14 protein-coding genes are annotated in these 20,318 nt (G+C 36.4%); 6 read left to right on the top strand and 8 right to left on the bottom strand.

Annotated elements, in window-relative coordinates:
- Positions 1 to 96: 96 nt before the first annotated feature.
- Entirely contained in the window at positions 97 to 1,383 is a 1,287-nt protein-coding gene (locus tag DWZ33_RS10185) for a hypothetical protein (protein WP_118454741.1), read from the bottom strand.
- Positions 1,384 to 1,794: 411 nt separating this feature from the next.
- Here DWZ33_RS10185 and DWZ33_RS10180 point away from each other — a divergent pair, with 411 nt between their 5' ends.
- The 4 genes from DWZ33_RS10180 to DWZ33_RS10165 all read left to right on the top strand — a co-directional run bounded on the left by DWZ33_RS10180 (position 1,795) and on the right by DWZ33_RS10165 (position 7,135).
- A complete protein-coding gene (locus DWZ33_RS10180) occupies positions 1,795 to 2,862 on the top strand; it encodes a bifunctional chorismate mutase/prephenate dehydratase (RefSeq protein ID WP_022938776.1) in 1,068 nt (355 codons plus the stop codon).
- A 17-nt stretch (positions 2,863 to 2,879) separates the two neighbouring features.
- Positions 2,880 to 4,115: a pyridoxal phosphate-dependent aminotransferase gene (locus tag DWZ33_RS10175; RefSeq protein WP_118454740.1), complete on the top strand. Its 1,236-nt coding sequence runs from the start codon at positions 2,880 to 2,882 to the stop codon at positions 4,113 to 4,115.
- 42 nt (positions 4,116 to 4,157) lie between these two features.
- Positions 4,158 to 5,924 carry a MutS-related protein gene (locus DWZ33_RS10170; protein WP_118454739.1) on the top strand — a complete coding sequence of 589 codons (1,767 nt, stop codon included), beginning with the start codon at positions 4,158 to 4,160 and terminating at the stop codon, positions 5,922 to 5,924.
- A gap of 173 nt (positions 5,925 to 6,097) precedes the next feature.
- Positions 6,098 to 7,135, top strand: coding sequence for a hypothetical protein (locus DWZ33_RS10165; RefSeq protein ID WP_118454738.1), 1,038 nt, complete (start codon positions 6,098 to 6,100; stop codon positions 7,133 to 7,135).
- A 370-nt stretch (positions 7,136 to 7,505) separates the two neighbouring features.
- Here the strand turns inward: DWZ33_RS10165 and DWZ33_RS18280 are convergent, their stop codons facing one another.
- The 7 genes from DWZ33_RS18280 to DWZ33_RS10135 all read right to left on the bottom strand — a co-directional run bounded on the left by DWZ33_RS18280 (position 7,506) and on the right by DWZ33_RS10135 (position 14,276).
- Positions 7,506 to 8,090 (bottom strand): type IV toxin-antitoxin system AbiEi family antitoxin domain-containing protein, encoded by a 585-nt coding sequence (locus tag DWZ33_RS18280; RefSeq protein ID WP_244925871.1) that lies wholly within the window; start codon positions 8,088 to 8,090, stop codon positions 7,506 to 7,508.
- 203 nt (positions 8,091 to 8,293) lie between these two features.
- Positions 8,294 to 8,968, bottom strand: coding sequence for a hypothetical protein (locus DWZ33_RS10155; RefSeq protein WP_118454737.1), 675 nt, complete (start codon positions 8,966 to 8,968; stop codon positions 8,294 to 8,296).
- A gap of 30 nt (positions 8,969 to 8,998) precedes the next feature.
- Positions 8,999 to 10,261 carry a hypothetical protein gene (locus DWZ33_RS10150; protein WP_118454736.1) on the bottom strand — a complete coding sequence of 421 codons (1,263 nt, stop codon included), beginning with the start codon at positions 10,259 to 10,261 and terminating at the stop codon, positions 8,999 to 9,001.
- Positions 10,262 to 10,686: 425 nt separating this feature from the next.
- Positions 10,687 to 11,910 carry a helix-turn-helix transcriptional regulator gene (locus tag DWZ33_RS10145; RefSeq protein WP_118454735.1) on the bottom strand — a complete coding sequence of 408 codons (1,224 nt, stop codon included), beginning with the start codon at positions 11,908 to 11,910 and terminating at the stop codon, positions 10,687 to 10,689.
- 31 nt (positions 11,911 to 11,941) lie between these two features.
- Complete coding sequence (locus tag DWZ33_RS17985; protein ID WP_182425648.1) at positions 11,942 to 12,112, bottom strand: hypothetical protein; 171 nt, start codon at positions 12,110 to 12,112, stop codon at positions 11,942 to 11,944.
- Positions 12,113 to 12,327: 215 nt separating this feature from the next.
- Positions 12,328 to 13,158, bottom strand: a complete 831-nt coding sequence (locus DWZ33_RS10140; RefSeq protein WP_022938784.1) for a hypothetical protein — start codon at positions 13,156 to 13,158, stop codon at positions 12,328 to 12,330.
- Positions 13,159 to 13,163: 5 nt separating this feature from the next.
- Positions 13,164 to 14,276, bottom strand: a complete 1,113-nt coding sequence (locus tag DWZ33_RS10135) for an aldo/keto reductase (protein WP_022938785.1) — start codon at positions 14,274 to 14,276, stop codon at positions 13,164 to 13,166.
- A gap of 161 nt (positions 14,277 to 14,437) precedes the next feature.
- On the opposite strand from DWZ33_RS10135, the gene DWZ33_RS10130 reads away from it, so the two are divergent.
- Both DWZ33_RS10130 and DWZ33_RS10125 read left to right on the top strand, forming a co-directional pair.
- Positions 14,438 to 17,101 (top strand): PD-(D/E)XK nuclease family protein, encoded by a 2,664-nt coding sequence (locus tag DWZ33_RS10130; RefSeq protein ID WP_118454734.1) that lies wholly within the window; start codon positions 14,438 to 14,440, stop codon positions 17,099 to 17,101.
- Positions 17,094 to 20,318 (top strand): UvrD-helicase domain-containing protein, encoded by a 3,225-nt coding sequence (locus tag DWZ33_RS10125; protein ID WP_182425646.1) that lies wholly within the window; start codon positions 17,094 to 17,096, stop codon positions 20,316 to 20,318. The genes DWZ33_RS10130 and DWZ33_RS10125 overlap by 8 nt, the downstream gene beginning before the upstream one ends.

Raw genomic sequence — 20,318 nt, 5'->3', positions numbered from 1 at the left:
TGGGATTGTTCAAATGGACACTGTCTATAATGATGGAACACAGGGGCAAGGTATCACTTTACGAATTGAAGTCCTATATTACTGAAAAAGAAAGCTTTAATTTAATATTTCAGGCTTTTTTTCTTCAGGATAAGTCATTTCCTCAACTTTTTCCTGCTTTTTTCCCTTGATACGGCTAAAGACCTCTTCTGCCCATGGCTTATCTTCTTCATTATTAAAACATAAGGTCATTAAATATAAACCATTCTGACAAATTATCTGACCAATCCCCATAAAGTATTTTTCGCCATCTTCTTCAGCTTCATGAATAACATAACGGCATCTTCCCTCACCGCAGATAATTTCAGTATAAGGCTCACTGCCTTCACCAAATACCGGGCCGACAAAATCAGCGTCACCCTCATTCATAAGATAACCGCTCACCCGCATATTCTTCCAGTCAGGATAAGCTCCGTCATACCATAAATTATTACCATCCGCTTCACGTTCATAGCGGAAATTACCAGGCATATCAATATCAATCTTTCCAAAATGAATCGTTACCCACCCCTTGCGGTAACCAATCGGTGTTTCCGAATAATAAACAGTCTGTTTTGAGGTATCCATCGGTGTCCGCTCATCTAAACGGCAAAGATATTCATAATCCTTAATTGGAATCGGAATCTCATGGCTCATTGTCATCGCCCGCTCAAGATAATCTAAAATTGAAGTATTCAATATCGCATCCTCGTCACTGCGGGAACTTGGCATGTAATAACATTTCTCCCACATTAAATGCATCGCGCAGTTACGATAGAAATACGCGTCCTGCTCCTCATTATTCCAAATAAAGAATTCTTGCGCAAAAGAACCAATGCCCTCTTGAGCAACTCTTGAAACAAGCTCTTTAATATTAAAGCGGCCAAAAGGTGACAGCACACAGCCCTCACAGCCTGCTGGCTGATACTGATTCATATCCCAGCAAATACTGAGGTTGGAATAATCACCACCCGCATAATCATGACAGATCTCGATGATATTCTGAAGCCATGAATAAAAATGTTCCTTGCGCATTCGTTCAAAATCACGGCGTCCTTCATATTCTGTATCATCCTCAATCAGCATGTGTTTCCCTAAACGTTCCTGAAATGCATCAATAAACTCAATCGCGTATTTATGAAAACCGGCGCCTACCAGATTCGTCTGACAATCACCCTTAAATATCCACTCATCTCCATCCTGTATAAATTCCACATAAAGATTACCTAACGGACAGAAATGGATGCCGGAATTATTTTCATCTTCGTCATAACCAAGCTCTCTTTCCTTACATAATTCAGAAAGTATCTGTTTGACCTGCTTTTTATCATGTACACTTGTTTCAAATGAAAATCCAATACTCATAATGTTCTTTCCTTTCAAGTGAAATCACTTCTTCATATCTATAATTAAAATCATTGCCAGTAACATATTCTACCTTTATATATGCAATAAATTCAATCTTATCTAAAATTAATTAACTAAACCTGCTTGCTTCTCAACCATGACATCCTTTATGTATTTGTTTAGTCTAGAAGCTATCTGTATCATAACACAACCCTCGATCAGTTAAAACACTATATTCTGAATAATCATAAGGCTATTAATGCTTTGTCCCCATTCGATGAATAAAATGCTTTTAGTAAATGAATTTGTATCAGATAAACTGCTTTCAATCTCCCTGAATGCTTACATTTCTTTTCTGAAAACGTTTTTCCGTCTATCCAAAGGAACAATTTTGTTATAAAATAGATGATAGTGAAAGAGGGTGCCCGCTTGAATCAACTAGATAAGGCAAGAGAAAAAATCAATGCGATTGATGTTCAGATGCGTGAGCTGTTTGAACAGCGCATGAAAGCTGTCGAAGAAGTTGCTGAATATAAATTAAAGAATAATATGAAAATATTCGATCCTGACCGTGAGGCTGAGGTGATTGAAAAAAATAGTATTAAAATGCAGAACGAAAAACTGAAACCCTATTACCGTGAATATATTCAGGCGGTAATGGATATATCAAAAAGCTATCAGGAATCAATTGTCAATTGTGATACATATGGCTATCAAGGTGTGCTTGGCGCATTCTCCCATATTGCGACGCAGCGTTTGTTCCCGCATGGCAAAATGAAAAACTACGCTGCTTTTGAAGGGGCCGTTAAAGGTGTGCTGAATCATGAGATAGCAAAAGCTGTATTACCTTTTGAAAACAGCTATACAGGTGAAGTCGGCGAAATATTAGATTTATTATTTAAGTATGATGTTGTGATACAATCCATTTATGATTTAAAAATCAATCAGAATCTGCTTGGTTTAAAAGGTGCGACACTCTGTGATATTAAGCAGGTATATTCCAAGGATCAGGCAATTAACCAATGTCAGGATTTTCTTAAGAACTTTGATTATGAACTAATACCTTATGCGAATACCGCGCTGGCGGCAAAATTTGTCAGCGAGAGTCAGGATAAAAGCAAAGCCGCGATAGCTTCTATTGAAACAGCTGAATTATATGGCCTTGAAGTCCTTGCGGAGAATATTAACACCAGCAAGGATAATACAACCCGATTTGTCGTTGTCGGCAATGAACTGCCGGAAGATGGCAATCATCTCTCAATTGTATTTACCGTGCATCATGAATCCGGACAGTTAGCTAAAATCATGCAGATTGTAGCAAAATATGGCTTCAACATGGAAAACATCAAATCAAGATCCTTAAAGGATGCTTCTTGGCAGTATTATTTCTATATGGAAATTGAAGGTCATTATCGAGATGAGAAGATGCAGAGTATGCTTGAAGAATGCCGAAACAGCAGTTCTAATTTTAAAGTAATTGGTGTATATAACCATTAAGAAAGCGAGGGTTCAGTATGAATTTCACAAAAAACAGTGCTAATCTGACACCGATTGAGGATACCGTATTTGCCGTAGTATCTAAAGCCAAGGAAGCAAAAGCTAAATTTGGCGCTGATCAGGTCGTTGACGCGACAATTGGATCACTTTACGATGAAGCTGGCAGTCTGGTAGCCTTTAAGAGTGTTTTTGATAATTATGATAAAATCAAAAAAGAAGTTAAAGCCGCGTATGCTTCCAGTTTTACGGGAAATCCTACTTTTCGTCAGCGAGTAGCGGAATGGACAATCGGCGCGGCTGATGTAAAGCTGGCGCACAGTGTCATTGCCACACCTGGCGGTACAGGTGCGGTATCCATGACATTCTCCGATATCTTAGAACCGGGAGAAACAGTAATTCTGCCGGATATTGCTTGGGGTTCCTACGCTTTAATGGTAACTGACAAACAGCTGAAGGCCAAAAAGTATAAAATGTTTGATGGTGATAAATTTAATCTTACGTCTTTCAAGGAAACTGTATTGAGTGTGATTAATGATCAAAACCGCATTTGTGTCGTAATCAATGATCCATGTCACAATCCTACCGGTTATACAATGACACGCGGTGAATGGGATGAAGTTATTGCCTTTATGAATGAATGCAGCAAACAGGTACCTTGTGTAATCCTGAATGATATTGCCTATATTGATTATGCCTATGATTTAGAGAATTCAAGAAAGTATATGGAAGCTTTTAATAACATTTCAGAACAAGTCATGGTAGTAGTGGCATTCAGCTGTTCTAAAACGATGACTTCTTATGGTCTGCGCTGCGGTGCGGCTATTCTGTTGGCACAAAGTGCTGAGAGTGTACGTCAGGCAGAAATAGTTTTTGAAAAATCAGCCCGTGCTATCTGGAGTAATATTCCTAACGCGGCAATGGATAACTTCTATCAGGTTACAACTGAGCATTATGATGATTTCATGAATGAAAAAGCTGTTTATATTGATTATCTTAAACAGCGCAGTGAAATCTTTAAAACTGAAGCTGAAGCATGCTCTCTGCCATGTTATCCATATAAGGAAGGTTTCTTTGTAACAATACAGATTGAGGATAATGACCGCCGTGACCGTTATCATGAGCTGCTGCTGGCAAATAACATATTTACCGTAAAGGTAAATCACGGTATCCGCGTTGCGGTGTGCAGTCTGAGCATTGATAAATGTAAAGGTTTAGCAGCCAGAATGAAACAATATTTAGATGAAACAAAGTAAGCGATATGACAACATATCGCTTTTTGCGGAAAGGAAGATTTTATGATTGATGAATCTAAGTGGTTATATCGAATAAAACGATTGGAAAATTACTTGGTAACCTTGAAGAAAAAGTCAGGGTTTTACTCGATCCTGCGTTTTAGTTTTTTCATTGTGATACTTGCCGGTATCGTGATGGCTGGTAATATGGGGCAAAGCATAGGCGGCTGGCTGGCATTAGCCGCTTTGATTGCTTTTATCTTCGCAGTGATGGGACATGGCAAGATTAAAGCTAAAATAAAAGACTGTGAGCATGAAATTCTTGTATGCCGGCAATATTTAGACCGTATACACGGCGGCTGGCGAAATTTCCCTGAAAAGGGTGATGAATTTATTAAAGATGCGGATGCTACCTTGCTGGATCTTGATTTAATAGGCAAAGCTTCCCTTTATCAATTGATATCGATTGCCCGTACATGCTTTGGCAAACAGGCATTTTATGACATACTATGCGGAAAATTACCGCTGTATCAACTAGCTGGACAGCAGGCTGCGGTTTCTGAATTAAGCAATCATGAATTTTCCATACAATTTCAAAAATTATTAATTAATCAAAAGATCCAAAACGGAACTGACTGTCAGGCCACTAAAGATCGATTAAATAGTTTTAAACAATATACTTCCTATAAGTATTTACCATTTTTATGTCTGATGCCGTTATTATTACTTTTAATTGGTTTACTGGCGGCATTTGATAAACTGCCCGGCATTGTATTTGCCCTTGCCTTCTTTATTCAATTATTCTTATCCATCGGCATCTCTTTACGCAGCGGTGAAAAAATTGATGGTTATGGTCAATTAAAGGATCAGATATCGGCATCTATGGAATTATTCAAATGCATAGAAGCCGCAGAGTTTAAAAGCGAGCGCCTGAAAGGGATTCAGCAAATTTTAAATAGCAATGGTTCCGCAAGCTCTGCCTGTCAGCGTTTAGACATTATCCTATCATTATTTTCATTGCGTAATAACCCTATCCTCTACCTTGCTTTTAACGGTTTGTTTATGATTGATCTGCAGTGCCTGTATATTTTGGAACGCTGGAAAAATAAATATGGAGATAAGCTGGAGCAATGGCTTGAAACAGCCGGTGAAATGGAAGCTTTAGTATCTTGTTCAATTCTAGCTGCAGTGCGCGATACATGCACACCGTTAGTACATAACGAAGAGCTTCCAAGCATTGACGCGCAGGCATGTGCCCATCCGCTGATTGATCCGGATAAGGTAGTAGCTAATGATTTTAATCTTAAAGGCAGCAATATTATCACCGGCAGCAATATGTCCGGTAAGTCCACCTTTATGCGCTGCGTAGGCATTAATACCGTATTAGCCTTGATGGGCTGTGAAGTATGTGCCAAAAGCTTCAGCTGTACACCCATGCATGTAATCTCATCAATGCGTCTGCATGATGAATTATCAGAAGGTATATCCACATTCTATGCAGAAATCCTGCGTATTAAAGATATTATGGAAGCCAGTAAAACACAAAACTTTAATTTAATTTTGATTGATGAGATATTTAAAGGTACCAACAGCGCTGACCGTATTGTTGGTGCTAAGGAAGCGATTCAGCGTCTGAATCAGCCATGGCTGATCACAATCGTGACCACCCACGACTTTGAATTATGCACAGCACTGCCAACCTTAACAAATTATCATTTCTCAGAAACCTACGAGAATAATGAAATTCATTTTGACTATCAGATCAAGGACGGTCAGTGTAAAACAACCAACGCTAAAGAGTTGATGCGTATGGCTGGTATTATTGATTAATTTAACTAATTACTGATGATAAAAACATCAGTTTTTTTTAAAATATTTTCTAAAGTTTCACCACATTGTTCTAAATATAAACAGTATTTATCCATATATGATAATTAATGAGCAAACGTGTGGAATTCTACATATAATCAGTCTATAATCTTAATTAGGAGGTACATTAATTTATGCCAAAGAAAATTATAGGATTATTTACTGCGCTTTTATGTGCGGTAACCGTAGCAGGCTGTTCAACAAAACCAACTGAACCTGAAAAGCCTGTGGACGATAATAAGGTGGTTGAGCCAGCCGCTAAAGCCGAGCTTCAGATCGGACAAGTTGAAGCTGCTGCTCATGGCACTAAATGCTTCACAACAGCGACTGTTGTTGTTGAAGGAGACAAGATTCTGCTCGCCTACATTGATGATTATCAGTATTTGTCAGCGGCAGATGCTACTGGTATTCCAAACAGTGAAACCTTAGCTGATTACTGGAATGAGGGTTTGGTGCTAGGTTCTAAACGTGTTAATGCTGAAATGTACAGTGCAAACATGGCTAAGAGCGGATCAACAGTAGCAATTGATGTCAATTACAATACAATTCAAGACTATGTAGCTGGCAAAACAATTGCTGAAGTTGAAGAATTAGCTGGTAAAACAAGTGATGAATTAATCGATACAATTTCAGGTGCTACTTTGGTTGATATGCCAGGCTACTTGAATGCAATCGTAGAAGCTGCTAAAGCTGCTCAGGGCAATCCTAAGGTTACTTACGAAGGTGATGTTGCTGCTCTGAAAATCGGACAAGTAGAAGCTGCTGCTCACGGCACAAAGTGCTTCACACTTGCTACAGCTGTAACTGATGGTGATAAAGTTGTCCTTGCTTACATCGATGATTTCCAATATCTTGACGGTGCAGAAGCAACTGGTGTTCCTAACAGTGAAACTTTGAAAGATAACTTAACTGATCCTACAAAAGTATTAGGTTCTAAACGTGTAAATGCTGAAATGTACAGTGCTAATATGGCTAAGAGCGGTGCTACTATCGCTATCGACGAAAACTTCAATATGGTACAAGATTATGTAGCAGGCAAGACAATTGCTGAGTTGAAGGAATTAGGCGGTAAATCAAGTGAAGAAGTTCTTGATACAATTTCAAGCACAACTTTAGTTGATGCTCCGGGATATGTAAATGCCATCGTTATGGCAGCTACTGCTTCTAAGTAATTAAAGAATATATTAAAAGTCATCGCCGCTCATGGTGATGACTTTTTTCTTATTTATATTATGTTCATGTGAGAAATATTATCATATGCACCAACTGTCACCAAATGTATTGCTTAGGTCATTCGTGGTATCACTATGGTTCATCAAGATGCCTATATATACAATCCATATTGGGGATCAGCATAGTGATTGAATTACCATTTCGAAGCAATGTCTGATAATCCAAACTGGAAGAATTATGTTCAAAATATCGAATATATTATCATTATCAATAATACATACCTCACTTGGGTAATCAATATATTTGCTTTATTGCTATTACCGTTCGATCTATTCCTAATTAATGCTTTTAATTGAACTGCTGTCTCTATCATAATAATCCCTCCAGATACGCCTTAATTTTGTTATCAACTTTAAAAATCTCTGCGTATTGCATAAGCTTAGAAATATTTCTATATTTTTTCAAATATTCTTTAACTGCTACTTGTTTATCTTGAGGATCAATTTCTGTTTTAAAAATATCACAAATTGTCCTTTCTGGATCATAGCAGCGAACAATATACCCATTAGGAGTAGTTACTTCTATAATCCCAACTGAATATCTATTTTTGATAGAAGTATATACTTTAATTCCTTGTTTTGTTAAATGATCAACCTTATATCCATATGGAAGCGTAACTGAGTAATATATTGGTTCTCTATCTGACATATCCAACAAATAACAAGCTGTTTCATGAGAAAAAATAGCTTTAGAATATTTATATGATATGACATAAAAATCATCTACCAATAAATCTGAAGAAATATACAATCCTCTGGCAATTCTTTCATAATTATTTTTTTTCAAAAAATCTAAACAATATTGTTTAGAAATACCTTGATCAATAATATCTTTTATATTAATAATTCCATTGTTATTATTTGAATATTCCGTCATAATTTCATTCTTTTTCATGCCATCACCTTACCATTATACTACATATTATAATTAAATGTAGTATCAAAGTCAATAAATTTAGCTTTTCATTAAGTTATACTTCTGCCAATCGGCTTGGATATAAATAATAAGTTCATTATCATCCTCTCACATCATCGTGCGTGATGTAAGGTACATGGCACAAGTTAGAAACTGATTAACCATATAACAACACACAAAGCTTATTCATTACTATCCCTAAGAAGTTCTGCATAGAAAAATGCCATTTCATTATATAATTCATCCATCTTAGTTAATTCATAATTATTATTTATCTCATCAATCATGAGCATCAATACTTCATGAACTAACCACGGATAGGCTATATAAAAGGTTCCTGTAAATTTAACAGCAGCAATCATGGCATTGATAGCTGAATCCAAATCATTTTCTAATCTAGCATAATCAGCCAATCTTAGTTTGAATTGATCAACATACAAATCATTTATGCCTTTTTGTATTTCAAAATAACTTACAGTAACTTCCTCCTCCTTAGTTAATTTAGCAGGACAAGTTAACGCAACAAAATCCTCTTCCTCACGATCCAAAATACTCCAGCCATCATCAGATTCATAATATTCTTTATATGAATCCTCAAATGGGTGATTAAGACGTTTTTCATAGATTTTCCTAGTTTCACTTTTAATTAGGCTTGAATTTTTAAACAATTCAAAAGTTAAATCACCTTTACCATTACTTCTAATAATTGTATGCAAACCCTTTCCGTCATTGATATTCAGGTAAAAATTATAATTGCTTGTAAAATTATCAATTTTATAACTTGCCATGACTTTTGTATTTCCACATAAAGAAACAGTTAGGAATAAGGAAAGTATAGTTTTAATGATTGATTTCATGATATTTCCCCCTTATATTATATATTAATTCTAATTCATCTTTTGATAAGCAAGCTGTGAATTTTCATTGATTGAAAGCTGCCCTTTCGCAATCTCATTATCCGGCTTTTTCAAATCTATCCAAGCAATTCCGTTATTGGATAACAATAAGTCGCTGTCTGCGTACAAATAATGAATATCTGTGTTCAGATCCAGCAAATAATTTTGAGGACGACTTCTGTTTTCAATAGTTTTTGTTCCAGACCAAGTCATCATACCATTTTTGATATTGACTGCTTCAATCCGTTCACTTTCAAAATAATAAAAGATTTTATCCTTTTCGACATCTACCTTGTAAACTTTTGTCAGCAAATTGTTATTCATCATAAGAATTAAGTTATTCTCATCTCCATACAAGCCCATCATACAATTCTCTAATCCAGTAGTTTCATAGATTATTGTTTTAGTTTTAGTTCTCATATCATATTGAATTAGTTGAGTAATCATATTTTCTTTATCTTCCCGTAAATAATACCATTTATTTTTATGATAAACAGGGTGTCCGCTGTTTTCTTCTTCAACCACTTCAAATTCATTTGTTGCGAATGAGTAATATGTAATAATGTATTTGTTGTCTTCGGTTGATAAATCATCATACCAATTAAACATGAATCCATCTTTATCCATATCTGCAATATTATAATGCGGAGGGACATTTTCACTCTGTTTAATTACTTTATACATGTCTGTATCTAAATCATACATATAATAATTTGCTATACCATTGGCTTGATTATATTCTTCAAATATTAAATTATTCTCATAAGCTATAAGGATTTTGAATGAAGCATATATTGAATCTCCATCCATATTTTTCAGTTCTTTAAATTCACCAGTATTACAGTTATAAGAAGCTAAAAATAATGCACTCCTGTTCTCGGATCTATCAGCTTCACCATAGACAACACCGTTATCACTTAGATAAAGCGGCGAGAAATAAACATCGGCTGGCCACTCTAAAGTTACAAAATCATTCAATAAGGCTTCACTATCCAACGTTTCAAAATCTAAAATTTGCTTTTGTGTTGTCTCCACAATCCCGAAATAATTATTAACATCATTTATTTCTTGAGGATAATTATTCAAATTTTCAGCGTGAGCTTCACTATCTGTTTGATCATCAACTTTATTTTCATCTGAAATAATTTGTTGATCATTATCTTGAGAATTTGGACTCAACTTTTCAAATATCTTTAAACCAATAAAAGCAAAACAAATTAATAATACTAAGCAGCAAATTGCTTTTTTAAGCATAATGCATTTCCCCCTTACTCAAAATTGTTTGACAATTTTTGATTAATGCATAATTCTAAGTATATAAATAACTATATCTTAATTTTATAGTACACTATTTACATCTTCTGTTCAAACCCAAATGTGAAAATACAAATTAAAACAATAAATTAAAAGTTTTATCCTTAATTATCAACGCAAAAACCATTATCAAAAGCATATTTATAAAATTAACGATAATTCCGATTATAAATGCACAAAAATTATCGATTTTAATCAAATTTTCATTATATATTTTTAATATAATATTCGAGATATAAATATTTATAGAACAAATCATGCCTTAATAACAACATTAGTAAACATTTTACTCCTCAAATTAACCATTATTTACAAAAATAAAAATAGCAGCTAATAGTTGCTATTTCTTAACGGTAATTAATAGTTCATTTCCCCAAATGCCCTTTAATTTTTAAGTAATGGATTAATTCATCCTTATCATTGGCTCTATCCAGTAAATCAATAAGAATATCGAGATAGAAGTACATATTGCCATACCTCTGCCGACTAGCCAAGTCTTCATAAACCTTTTTAGCTTGGTTAATAATCTTTTTAGTAGGTTTGTCAATTCCCTGATCAAGAAGTAATACAAATAGTTTAAATCTATCTTTATAATCACTTACATCATACAATTGATTATTTTCGTCAATAATTTTATGTGCATTACTATAATTCTCTAATTTATAGTTACACCAAATTTTATATAAAATTAAATTACAATTTTTTGGTTCTAATAGTTCTGCTTTATCCAAACAAATTAGCGCTTCATTATAGTTCTTCATCAATATATGAACCCATGCGGTATTCCTAAGAGTAAGAGCAATGACACTTTCACTGCTTTGCATATATTGAAAAGTTTCTAAACTAGCTTTTTGTAATTCCAAAGCCATGCTATAGCAACCCATTCTAGTATAAATATTAGCCATTTGAAAGTCACAGTGAACTGCTCTTTTATATGAACTGAATTCAACGAACATTTGTTTAGCTTGTATTAGATACTTTCTTGCTTTTTCATAATGACCACAGTCATGGTGTAATAAGCTAAGATGATAATTAATCATAGCAGTATTTTTAATGTTATTAGAAATACAAAGTGCTCGTTCAATATAATTGAAGGCATCACTATAATTTTTTAATGTATGCATCTTTAAAGCCCTATATTCTAAATACAATTGCTCATAGAGAGTATTCTGCTCTACTGCACTATCTAATATTTTTTCCATTTTGTCTGTATGATCTAATCTGTTTGTAAGAATATCACTAATATATTCAATCAAAACCACTTTATAATAATTTTGATTAATCATATAAATTTCCCTATTCTTATTAATTACATCTTCAAAATGATCAAAATTTGCTTTCAAATAAAATATACTATCAATGAATTCTATAATCAGATTTTCTATTTCTTGATCAATTAGTACCAAATCATCAAATTTTACATCGAGTGCTATCTCAATTCTTTCCAGCATTTGCTGATTAGGAATTTCAACTCCTCTTTCAAATTTGCTTAATCTCGCATAATGTATACCAGTTAAAGCATTAAGCTGTTCTAAAGTTAGATTTCTATAATTTCTCCACAACTTAATTTTATTCCCTAGCTCATTCATATATCCACCCAATTGTTCTGATCATTTGTGTTTAGTAGGGTAAATGTTCGTCTTCAAGTGGTTGTACAGTAACACATTCATGCGTGCAGTTCACACCATCAGGTCCGCAATCCTCGTTGTGTACATGTGTGCAATGTCCAGGGAAGCACAATGACATGCTAGTAACCCCAGCCAGTAATAAAGTAAATAACATTTTTTTCATAAATAATTCCTCCTTTTCTACTCCATTATAATTAATTATTACTTTTTGTCTATAAGACTTTTATCGTTAAAAACGAGTAATAAATTTCCATTTTTTACCATTTCAGCCCTTTTTTTTAACAATTTGCACGAAAAAGTGTACATTTTATAAAAATTATAACATAGCATATCATAACTAGACAAAACCCAATCAACAAAAGATTGGGTTTCTATTACTCATTTAGATGTATGCTGCCAGCATTCGCTGTAAGACACATACTTAATGGCATCAGCATTTTGTTTCGCAGCTTGGCGTTGTTTCTTAGGATTACCGCCATATAAGCTGTTTAATCTGCTTTTATCCATCATCGTCTGCACATAAACAAACTTTTTCAGATAGAACCAGCGTTCAATCAGCTTATAAATCGCCTGCCGCGGTTCAGCTTCCTCTTTCAAAGCCTCAACACCCTCAGTACATAATTCCTGTGCGATTGCTGTTGCTGTTTCAACCATTTCATCAAGATTCTTAAATATAATCATATCCAGACCGCGTTGAATATAACCGGCCTTATCACTGCCCATAACGAAGCGTTTCAGCAAGTCCATCTGATGTGTCAGCACTTCATCATCGAAGGCAACTGACACAAGGTCATTACGAATTGCTTCATATTGATTACCAGGCTCACTTAATACAAGGTAAGCCCCTTTGGCATAAATTGTTTCATCCTTACCGCCAAACGAGCAAAGGATACCAGTAGCTTTTTCATTAACTTTGGTGTAGAGAATATAAGGTGCTTTTAACTGACCTTCCGGAAGTTTGAATGCATCTTTGTAGCGTATGATCTGATTAGCAATCGTTTCTTTGCTGCATGTAAGCTGCAGATTAACGATTATGCGGTAGCTTTCATTGATTTCCATGAATTTCTTAAACAGGTCTAACTGCTTTTCGCAGCCCTCACGCTCCTCAAGAATTGTGATATAATCCTCTAAATAGCCATTGAATTCACAGCAGCCATTATCGGTTCTCTGATCAGCACACGCTCCCAGAACTTCCAGTATTTCACTCATCGTTCTCACTCCTTTGTCATTTCTTTATTGCATTTCTTTAACATATCAATAATCTGAATATGCTGTGGACATAAGCTTTCGCATCGCCCGCAAGCCTGACAATTGACTGGACTTTCAGCTGGTAACTGGATAGCCTTTTGCTCTTCTGTGTAGCGTGCCTTAGCACGATCATTCCAAGCTTTGAAGCTGCCCGGTATATCAACGCCAAACGGACAAGGCATACAATAACGACAGCCGGTACAAGGTACCTTCTGTTTTGTCATTAGCTCATCCCTTACCTGATTTACCGCTTCTAGCTCTTCTTTACTCACAGGGGTTTCATCGTTGAAGGTTTTGATATTATCCAAAAGCTGATCCATTTCATTCATACCCGACAGAATCGTCATAATATTTGGATAATTCAACAGCCAGCGAAAACTGTACGAAGCATAAGACCTCGCTGCATCAAATTTCTTAAAAGGTTCAGCGATAAAATCTGGTATATTCGCTAATGAACCTCCGCGCAGCGGCTCCATAATAATTACCGGTACATTGGCTTTTGTAAGCTTTTCATAACCAACCATACCCGGCTCATGAACGACATCCATATAATTCAGCATAATCTGCGCAAAATCAAATGGATAGTAAGAAAGTAATTCATCAATCAATGTATCTTTCTCATGGATGGAAAAGCCAGCATAACGAATTTTACCTTCCGCTTTCTTTCGATCCAGCCATTCACCAATATGATACAGCTTAACCTTTTCAAACCGCTCAAAGCTCATAGCATGAAGCAGAAAAAAGTCAATATAAGTAGTATTCAGCCGTTCAAGCATTCGATCAAGATAACCATCAAGCTCATCTTCACTTTTTACCAAATGAACCGGCAGCTTATCCGCTAATGTATAACTCTCTCTGGGGTAAGGCTTCAAGCCTTCAGCAAGTGCTTTTTCAGAATGCTCATCATGATATACATATGCCGTATCATAATAAGTAATTCCGGATTCCATTGCAGTTTTGATTAATTCGTTTACCTTTTCCTGAATGATATTTCCATCTTTATCAGTAAGGAAACGCATTGAACCAAAGCCAAGACAGGACACTCTGTCTTTGATATTACCTAGCGTTCTATATTTCATGTTTAATCCCTCTTTTTCTTATTGTACTATTTTATTGAATAAAATAAAATGATTACACATCAATTTTATGACAAAAATTTGCTTTTTTTGCAATAAAAAAGGTCAATCCTTTTATGAAAAGTCATCTTGCTTTATAATATAGGAAGAAAGGAAGGTACTATATGAATTTATTCACGAAAAGCCTCGAAAACAGAACAATTTTATGCCCTGAAAATGCTGCTGTTCTCATTCATAAACAGCTGGCGGAGAAACAAATAAGAGGCGTAAGGGTGCTCTCCTTAAACAGTTGGCTGATGAGTTTTGATTTTAATGAAGATCGTTCAGAGATTGAGATTAAGCTTTTAATTCACCAACAGATGAAGCAGATTGCTGAGGAGTTAAATCAGCTTAAACATATTTGCACTACACCTTCTTTTGAAAAGGAATGTCTTACTTTTTTGGAAAAATTTAGGGGTTTTAGTTTGGACTTTGATATGCTGCCTGAAAATAATGAGCTGCAGAAGGAGTTAAAACATATCTTAAAGACACTTCAATATCCTTCAAAAAATGAACGCCGTTTAGAAATCTTAAACAATATCAGCGAAGATGAAATTAAAAAATTGATTCTTGTATACCGTCAAAGTGATTCATTTACAGATTTGTGTCTGCGCAAACTGATTGAAAAGGGTGCCGAAGTCTATGCGTTTGAACAATTTGATGCAGAAGTATCCTTTTATCATGCAGCCAATAAGCGTCAGGAAATAGAATCTGCAATTCAAAAAATCATCCTTGATCAGATGGATTGCTCACAAGTACAGCTTTGTCTGCTTGATCAAAGTTATCACCCGCTGGTGCGTCAGCTTTTAGAGCGTTATCAGCTGCCGTATACCTTTTTATCTGAATCAGGTATTAATAACCTCGCATTGAAGAGTGCGAATATGCTGCGTTTTGCCCTTGATGATAATCAGGAAAACTGTCTGAACTGTTTAAATACAAATTGTTTTTCAACTTTCCAGACACCTTTTTTAATTCAGGCTTATCAGATTTTTAACTGCCAATGGGATGATGCTTTCCCAGATTTGAATCAGGCTTTTACATATAATCTAATGTCGGAGCGGGATGTGGAAACGGTAGCGGCACTGATTCAAAAAGCAGAAGAGGAACGTGCAAAAATCATGCCGATGATGCAATCCTTGACTAAATATCAATCTTATCGTGAGTTATTCACTAATATTGATGCCATCTTGAATCAGCAAGCTAAAACCGATATCAAGGCATATAAAAAGATTCAGCGTTTATTTGCGGATGCCCTTGAAGCCATTCATGATGAATCTGACTGCCGTTTAGTTCTTGAAGAGCTGGAAGCTATGGGCAGCAATAAAAAAGCAGATACAATCGGCGGTATTTTAGTGCTTGATCCTGATGATCTTTTGTTTTGTGATGGAACGTGCTTTGTTTTAGGCTGTACACAAAAAAGCTTTCCTGGCTTTAGTTCAGAGAGCGGAATTTTCGATGAAAACTATCTCGCTTTAATTCCTGGCTATCCTACGCTTGATGAACGCTATGGACACTTTATTAAGAATCGCTTTGTGCTGATGAACTATGCACCAAAGCTTATATTCTCTTATCCTTTGAATGACTTTGAGGGGAAGAATCATGAAGCATCCTTGGAAATAGAAAACTTCGCTGCCGAAAAAGGCCAGAGTAAGAGTATCCTCTATCCGTTAATCCAAAAGGAAGAAACACGCACCGTCCGCCATCAAATCTCTGAACAAACAGCCCATGCTTTATATCTTAATGAACAGCGCGAGCTTCATGGCTCTGTATCATCGTTGGAGCGTTATACAGGCTGTCCCTATGCATATTTCTTAAAATTTGGATTGAGGATTCAGGAACCTATCGATGCCAGTTTTAATGATCAGAAAATCGGCACCCTCTCACATTATGTATTAGAAACACTTGTTCATCGATATGGTAAAGATTATGCCAACGTTAGTGAACAAGAACTGCGCAGCCTGATTAATGAGCAATGTGCAGAGCTGAACAAGATTTATCCACAGCTTAATTTTAATCTGATTGCGGAAAAAGAATTGCTTTCCCTGATGAATAATTGCAGTCAGCTGGCAAAAATGGAGGAACATTCTTCACTGACACCCATGAAGTGTGAAGAGGAATTCTATCATGAATATCCGGTTGGCGGCGGTATTACCTTAAAATTAAAAGGCTATATTGACCGCATTGATGAGAATGATCGCTTCTTTAGAATTGTTGATTATAAGAGTTCAAAGAAACGTTTAGTTAAAGATAAAGTGTTCTCCGGTCAGCAGCTGCAGCTGATTACTTATGCGATGCATTGCCGTGAAGCTTTAAATAAAGAAGCACTGGGAGCCTTTTATTATTCATTTAAAAATGAAAATCTTTCGCTGCCTTATGGGAAACTGAAACGGCGAGGTGCTGGTGAGTTTATCGAAACCGATGCGGAAGCTTTGCTGAATGAACAGAAGAAAGCTCATCGTCTTCAGGGGTGGATTTTTAGTGAATTTGCTGAGGAAATGGATAATGAGGGTAATTATACAGCTGGTATTAAAAATTCCGCAAAGAGCGGCATAACCGCCAGTGATGTGATTGATCCGCGTGTTCTCACACATTTACTTGATCAGATGATGCGTTCATTAGCCACACAAATTTTATCCGGCAGAATTGAATGCAGGCCGGCCGAAGATGCATGCTTATTCTGTAAATATAAGCCAATCTGCCGTTTTAACGGCAATACGCGCAAGCCGGATATGCTTGTGGATATTCCTGATAATCTAATGAAGAACTATGGAGGTGAAGATGATGAGTAAGTCATGGAACCCTGATCAGCAGCGGGCAATTGATGTACGCAATAAGAATATATTGGTTTCTGCCTCAGCGGGAAGCGGCAAGACAGGTGTATTAATTCAGCGTCTTGTGGAACTGGTGACAAAAGACGGCGTTCAGTTAAATGAAATCTTAGCAATGACATTTACCAATGCTGCCGCTGCCGAAATGAAAAAACGTCTATCCTCTGAGATTACTCGGCTGATTGCGGAATGTAATGATGAAAAAGAAAAACGCTACCTAAACAGTCAGTTAACTCAATTAACAACGGCGCATATCTCAACTATTCACTCTTTCTGCTTATCAATCATTCAAAACTATTATTACATCATTAATTGTTCACCTAAAAGGGCGGGCAATATTCTTGATTCTGCTACTCAGGGGCTTTATCAGCAGCAGGCGCTGGATCAGCTATTTGATGCGGAAACAAGACAGTGCGATGATGCTTTCTTAAAGCTTAACCTGCTGCTTTCACCACGCCCTGAAGCTGACGGCGAACTGCGGGCATTGATTTTAAAAATAGCTGCCTTGGCAGATGCACAGCCTGATCCACAGGCTTGGCTGATCCAATGTGCGCAGGCTTATGATAAGATTCATTCAATCCATGATTTGCCGTCATCGATCAAAGAAGCTTTTTTTGATTATCTTGAAACACAGATCAGCGCCTATCTTGACGCACTGTCTGAAATTAAACATTATTATGAATTTGATTATGTTAATGAAGCGAAAAAAAGTACCGTCTTTTTTAATAAGCTCGCAGGCATTGATAATGTAAAAAAAGCCCTTGATGAATATGATTATGATGGTTTAAGAGAAGCTGTTATCGCCATGGCTAAGATTGCTATTCCAACCACACCGGATAAGGAAAATCTAAACTATACTGCCCTGCGAAAACAATGTGTAGAGATTGAAGATTTATTTGCTGCTTTTTATCCAGAAGCCATTATGGTATCTGATGTGGCAGCCATGCTGCCGCTTGTTCAAAAGCTGGTCAATTGTGTTCTAGCCTATATGGAAATCTATGAAAAAATCAAAGAAGCGCATGAAGCGATTGACTTTTCTGACATGGAACACATGGCTTTAAAGATTCTCCATGCGAATAACGGCTATGTTGCCTCACTTTACCGAACTCAATTTAAGGAAATCATGGTTGATGAATTTCAGGACAGCAATGATGTACAGGATGAGCTTGTGCTGTCTATCACCCGCGGCAATAATGTGTTCAGAGTAGGTGATGTTAAGCAATCAATTTATGGCTTCCGTTATGCATCACCAGCCATTATGCAGGGATACAAGGAGTTGAATGATGAGCTGAATGAGCTGATTGTATTTAAAAAGAATTATCGTTCCAGTGAGACTATCGTTCGTTTTAATAATGTGTTGTATGAGAAATTAATGAATGTGGACGGCTTCAAATCATTGCCTTTCCTCAATGAAGATTTAGCTTCGATTGGCGGCCCATGGCAGCAGAAGGTATTAAAACCCATCTGTTTTCATGCGCTGAATTATAAGGATATTACTGAAGGCATGGAAGCAGATACTAACAAAGATGAATTAAAAGCAAGCTATATCGCCAATCAGATACTGGAAATTAAAGAACGCGAAGGTTATCAATTTAAAGATTTTGTTGTCTTAGTGCGCGGTAACGCGAAAATGGATGTGTTGAAAAAAGTATTTGATGAAATTAATCTGCCATGTACTATGAACAGCAAGCATGGCTTCTATGAAAGCTATGGCATACAGATTCTGCTTTCAGCCCTGACTTGCTTTATCAATCCCCGTGATGACTTAAACTTCACAGCCATTCTGACCAGTCCTTTTTTCAATATGTCGAGTGAAGCGTTAGCTAATTTGAAGCTGTCCCGGCAAAATCAAGAACACTTTTATGATACCCTGAAGCGGCTTAAGCCTGACGCATTAATCAAGTTTGAAGAAATCAGGCAGCATCATACAGACAGTATCAGCGAATGTATCAACGCGTGTCTTAATTGGAATGATTTCTATCAAAGTGCCTGCACAATCCGCGATAAAACCAATATTGATTTACTATTTGAAAAAATCACGAATTATGAAAAAGAGCATGGCAGCGGCATCGCTGGTTTTCTGAATTCCATCGCACAGATTAGAGATCTTGAAGCTGCCGAAGCAAATGCGGTTTCCAAAGAAGATGACGTTGTACGCTTTATGAGTATTCATCAGTCGAAAGGCTTGGAATTTCCTGTTGTTTTCCTTTGGGCAAGCTCAACAATGCCAAGTATTGAGAGCCGTGAACTGGTGAATGCTGACCGTGAACTTGGTATTGGTATAAAAGCCATGACTTTTCCACAGCGTACCGTGCGGCCTACCTTCCATCGTATCGCTATCGACCATAAGAAAAACCGCAGCGAGCTTGAAGAGGAAATGCGCATCCTTTATGTAGCGACAACCAGAGCCAAGGATCAGATGCATATAGTTGATTATGTCAAGGATGTCAATGTCTACATGGAAGGTCTATCCCGTTCTAAAATATATGCCAGAAAAGGAACCAGCTCTTGGATTCTTCAGGCTTTATTAGAGGAAACTCAAATTCAGGATCTGTTTGCTTTAAAGTCAGTAAACGCGCCGTGGTCAAATAAGACACAGCCTAGACTTAGTTTTAATAACCAAGAGCTGCCTGTCTATCAGCATCAAGCTTATAAGCTCAGCATTCATTCACCTTCAGAAATTGGCGGCAGCGCTGATATTAAGCCTATTAATTTTGATCATAAGACAAAGGCAAGTGATACCGGTAATCTTTACCATAAACTGACAGAACTGCTGCCTAGTGCTGACTGGACCGCTGAACTGATTGAAGAGACAGGAAAACGTTTAAATGTAACTATACCAAGCGGTATTATTAAAAATTTGATAGCATTAAACGGCAATGAAATATTCCGTTCCACCTTTGCTATGACGGTTCATCATGAAATGCCTTTCCAAGTGCTTATTGAGAATCAGCTGATGCATGGTTACATGGACTATGTGGCAATGGATGATAGTAAAATTATTCTGATTGATTTTAAATCTGATCAAAAGCTGACAGATCACCAGCTCCATTTGCTTTATGATGAGCAATTGGCAGCCTATGTGAAGGCTTTGAACCATCTTTATCCTAATCATCATGTGGATGCCTATCTCTATTCATTCAGCAATCAATCTTTGAGTATGATTGAGAAAAATTGA

This window comes from Dielma fastidiosa (assembly GCF_003475485.1).
In the GTDB taxonomy this organism is placed as follows: domain Bacteria; phylum Bacillota_I; class Bacilli_A; order Erysipelotrichales; family Erysipelotrichaceae; genus Dielma; species Dielma fastidiosa.
Note: the sequence above shows the minus strand (reverse complement) of the source record. Positions and strands in the feature narration are given on the sequence as shown.

Coding starts and splice junctions, on each gene's coding strand:
- DWZ33_RS10145 (WP_118454735.1), bottom strand. CDS start 11,910: ATGAATGAGCTAGGGAATAAAATTAAGTTGTGGAGAAATTATAGAAAT.
- DWZ33_RS10185 (WP_118454741.1), bottom strand. CDS start 1,383: ATGAGTATTGGATTTTCATTTGAAACAAGTGTACATGATAAAAAGCAG.
- DWZ33_RS10155 (WP_118454737.1), bottom strand. CDS start 8,968: ATGAAATCAATCATTAAAACTATACTTTCCTTATTCCTAACTGTTTCT.
- DWZ33_RS10175 (WP_118454740.1), top strand. CDS start 2,880: ATGAATTTCACAAAAAACAGTGCTAATCTGACACCGATTGAGGATACC.
- DWZ33_RS10140 (WP_022938784.1), bottom strand. CDS start 13,158: ATGAGTGAAATACTGGAAGTTCTGGGAGCGTGTGCTGATCAGAGAACC.
- DWZ33_RS10150 (WP_118454736.1), bottom strand. CDS start 10,261: ATGCTTAAAAAAGCAATTTGCTGCTTAGTATTATTAATTTGTTTTGCT.
- DWZ33_RS17985 (WP_182425648.1), bottom strand. CDS start 12,112: ATGAAAAAAATGTTATTTACTTTATTACTGGCTGGGGTTACTAGCATG.
- DWZ33_RS10170 (WP_118454739.1), top strand. CDS start 4,158: ATGATTGATGAATCTAAGTGGTTATATCGAATAAAACGATTGGAAAAT.
- DWZ33_RS10125 (WP_182425646.1), top strand. CDS start 17,094: ATGAGTAAGTCATGGAACCCTGATCAGCAGCGGGCAATTGATGTACGC.
- DWZ33_RS10135 (WP_022938785.1), bottom strand. CDS start 14,276: ATGAAATATAGAACGCTAGGTAATATCAAAGACAGAGTGTCCTGTCTT.
- DWZ33_RS10165 (WP_118454738.1), top strand. CDS start 6,098: ATGCCAAAGAAAATTATAGGATTATTTACTGCGCTTTTATGTGCGGTA.
- DWZ33_RS18280 (WP_244925871.1), bottom strand. CDS start 8,090: ATGAAAAAGAATGAAATTATGACGGAATATTCAAATAATAACAATGGA.
- DWZ33_RS10130 (WP_118454734.1), top strand. CDS start 14,438: ATGAATTTATTCACGAAAAGCCTCGAAAACAGAACAATTTTATGCCCT.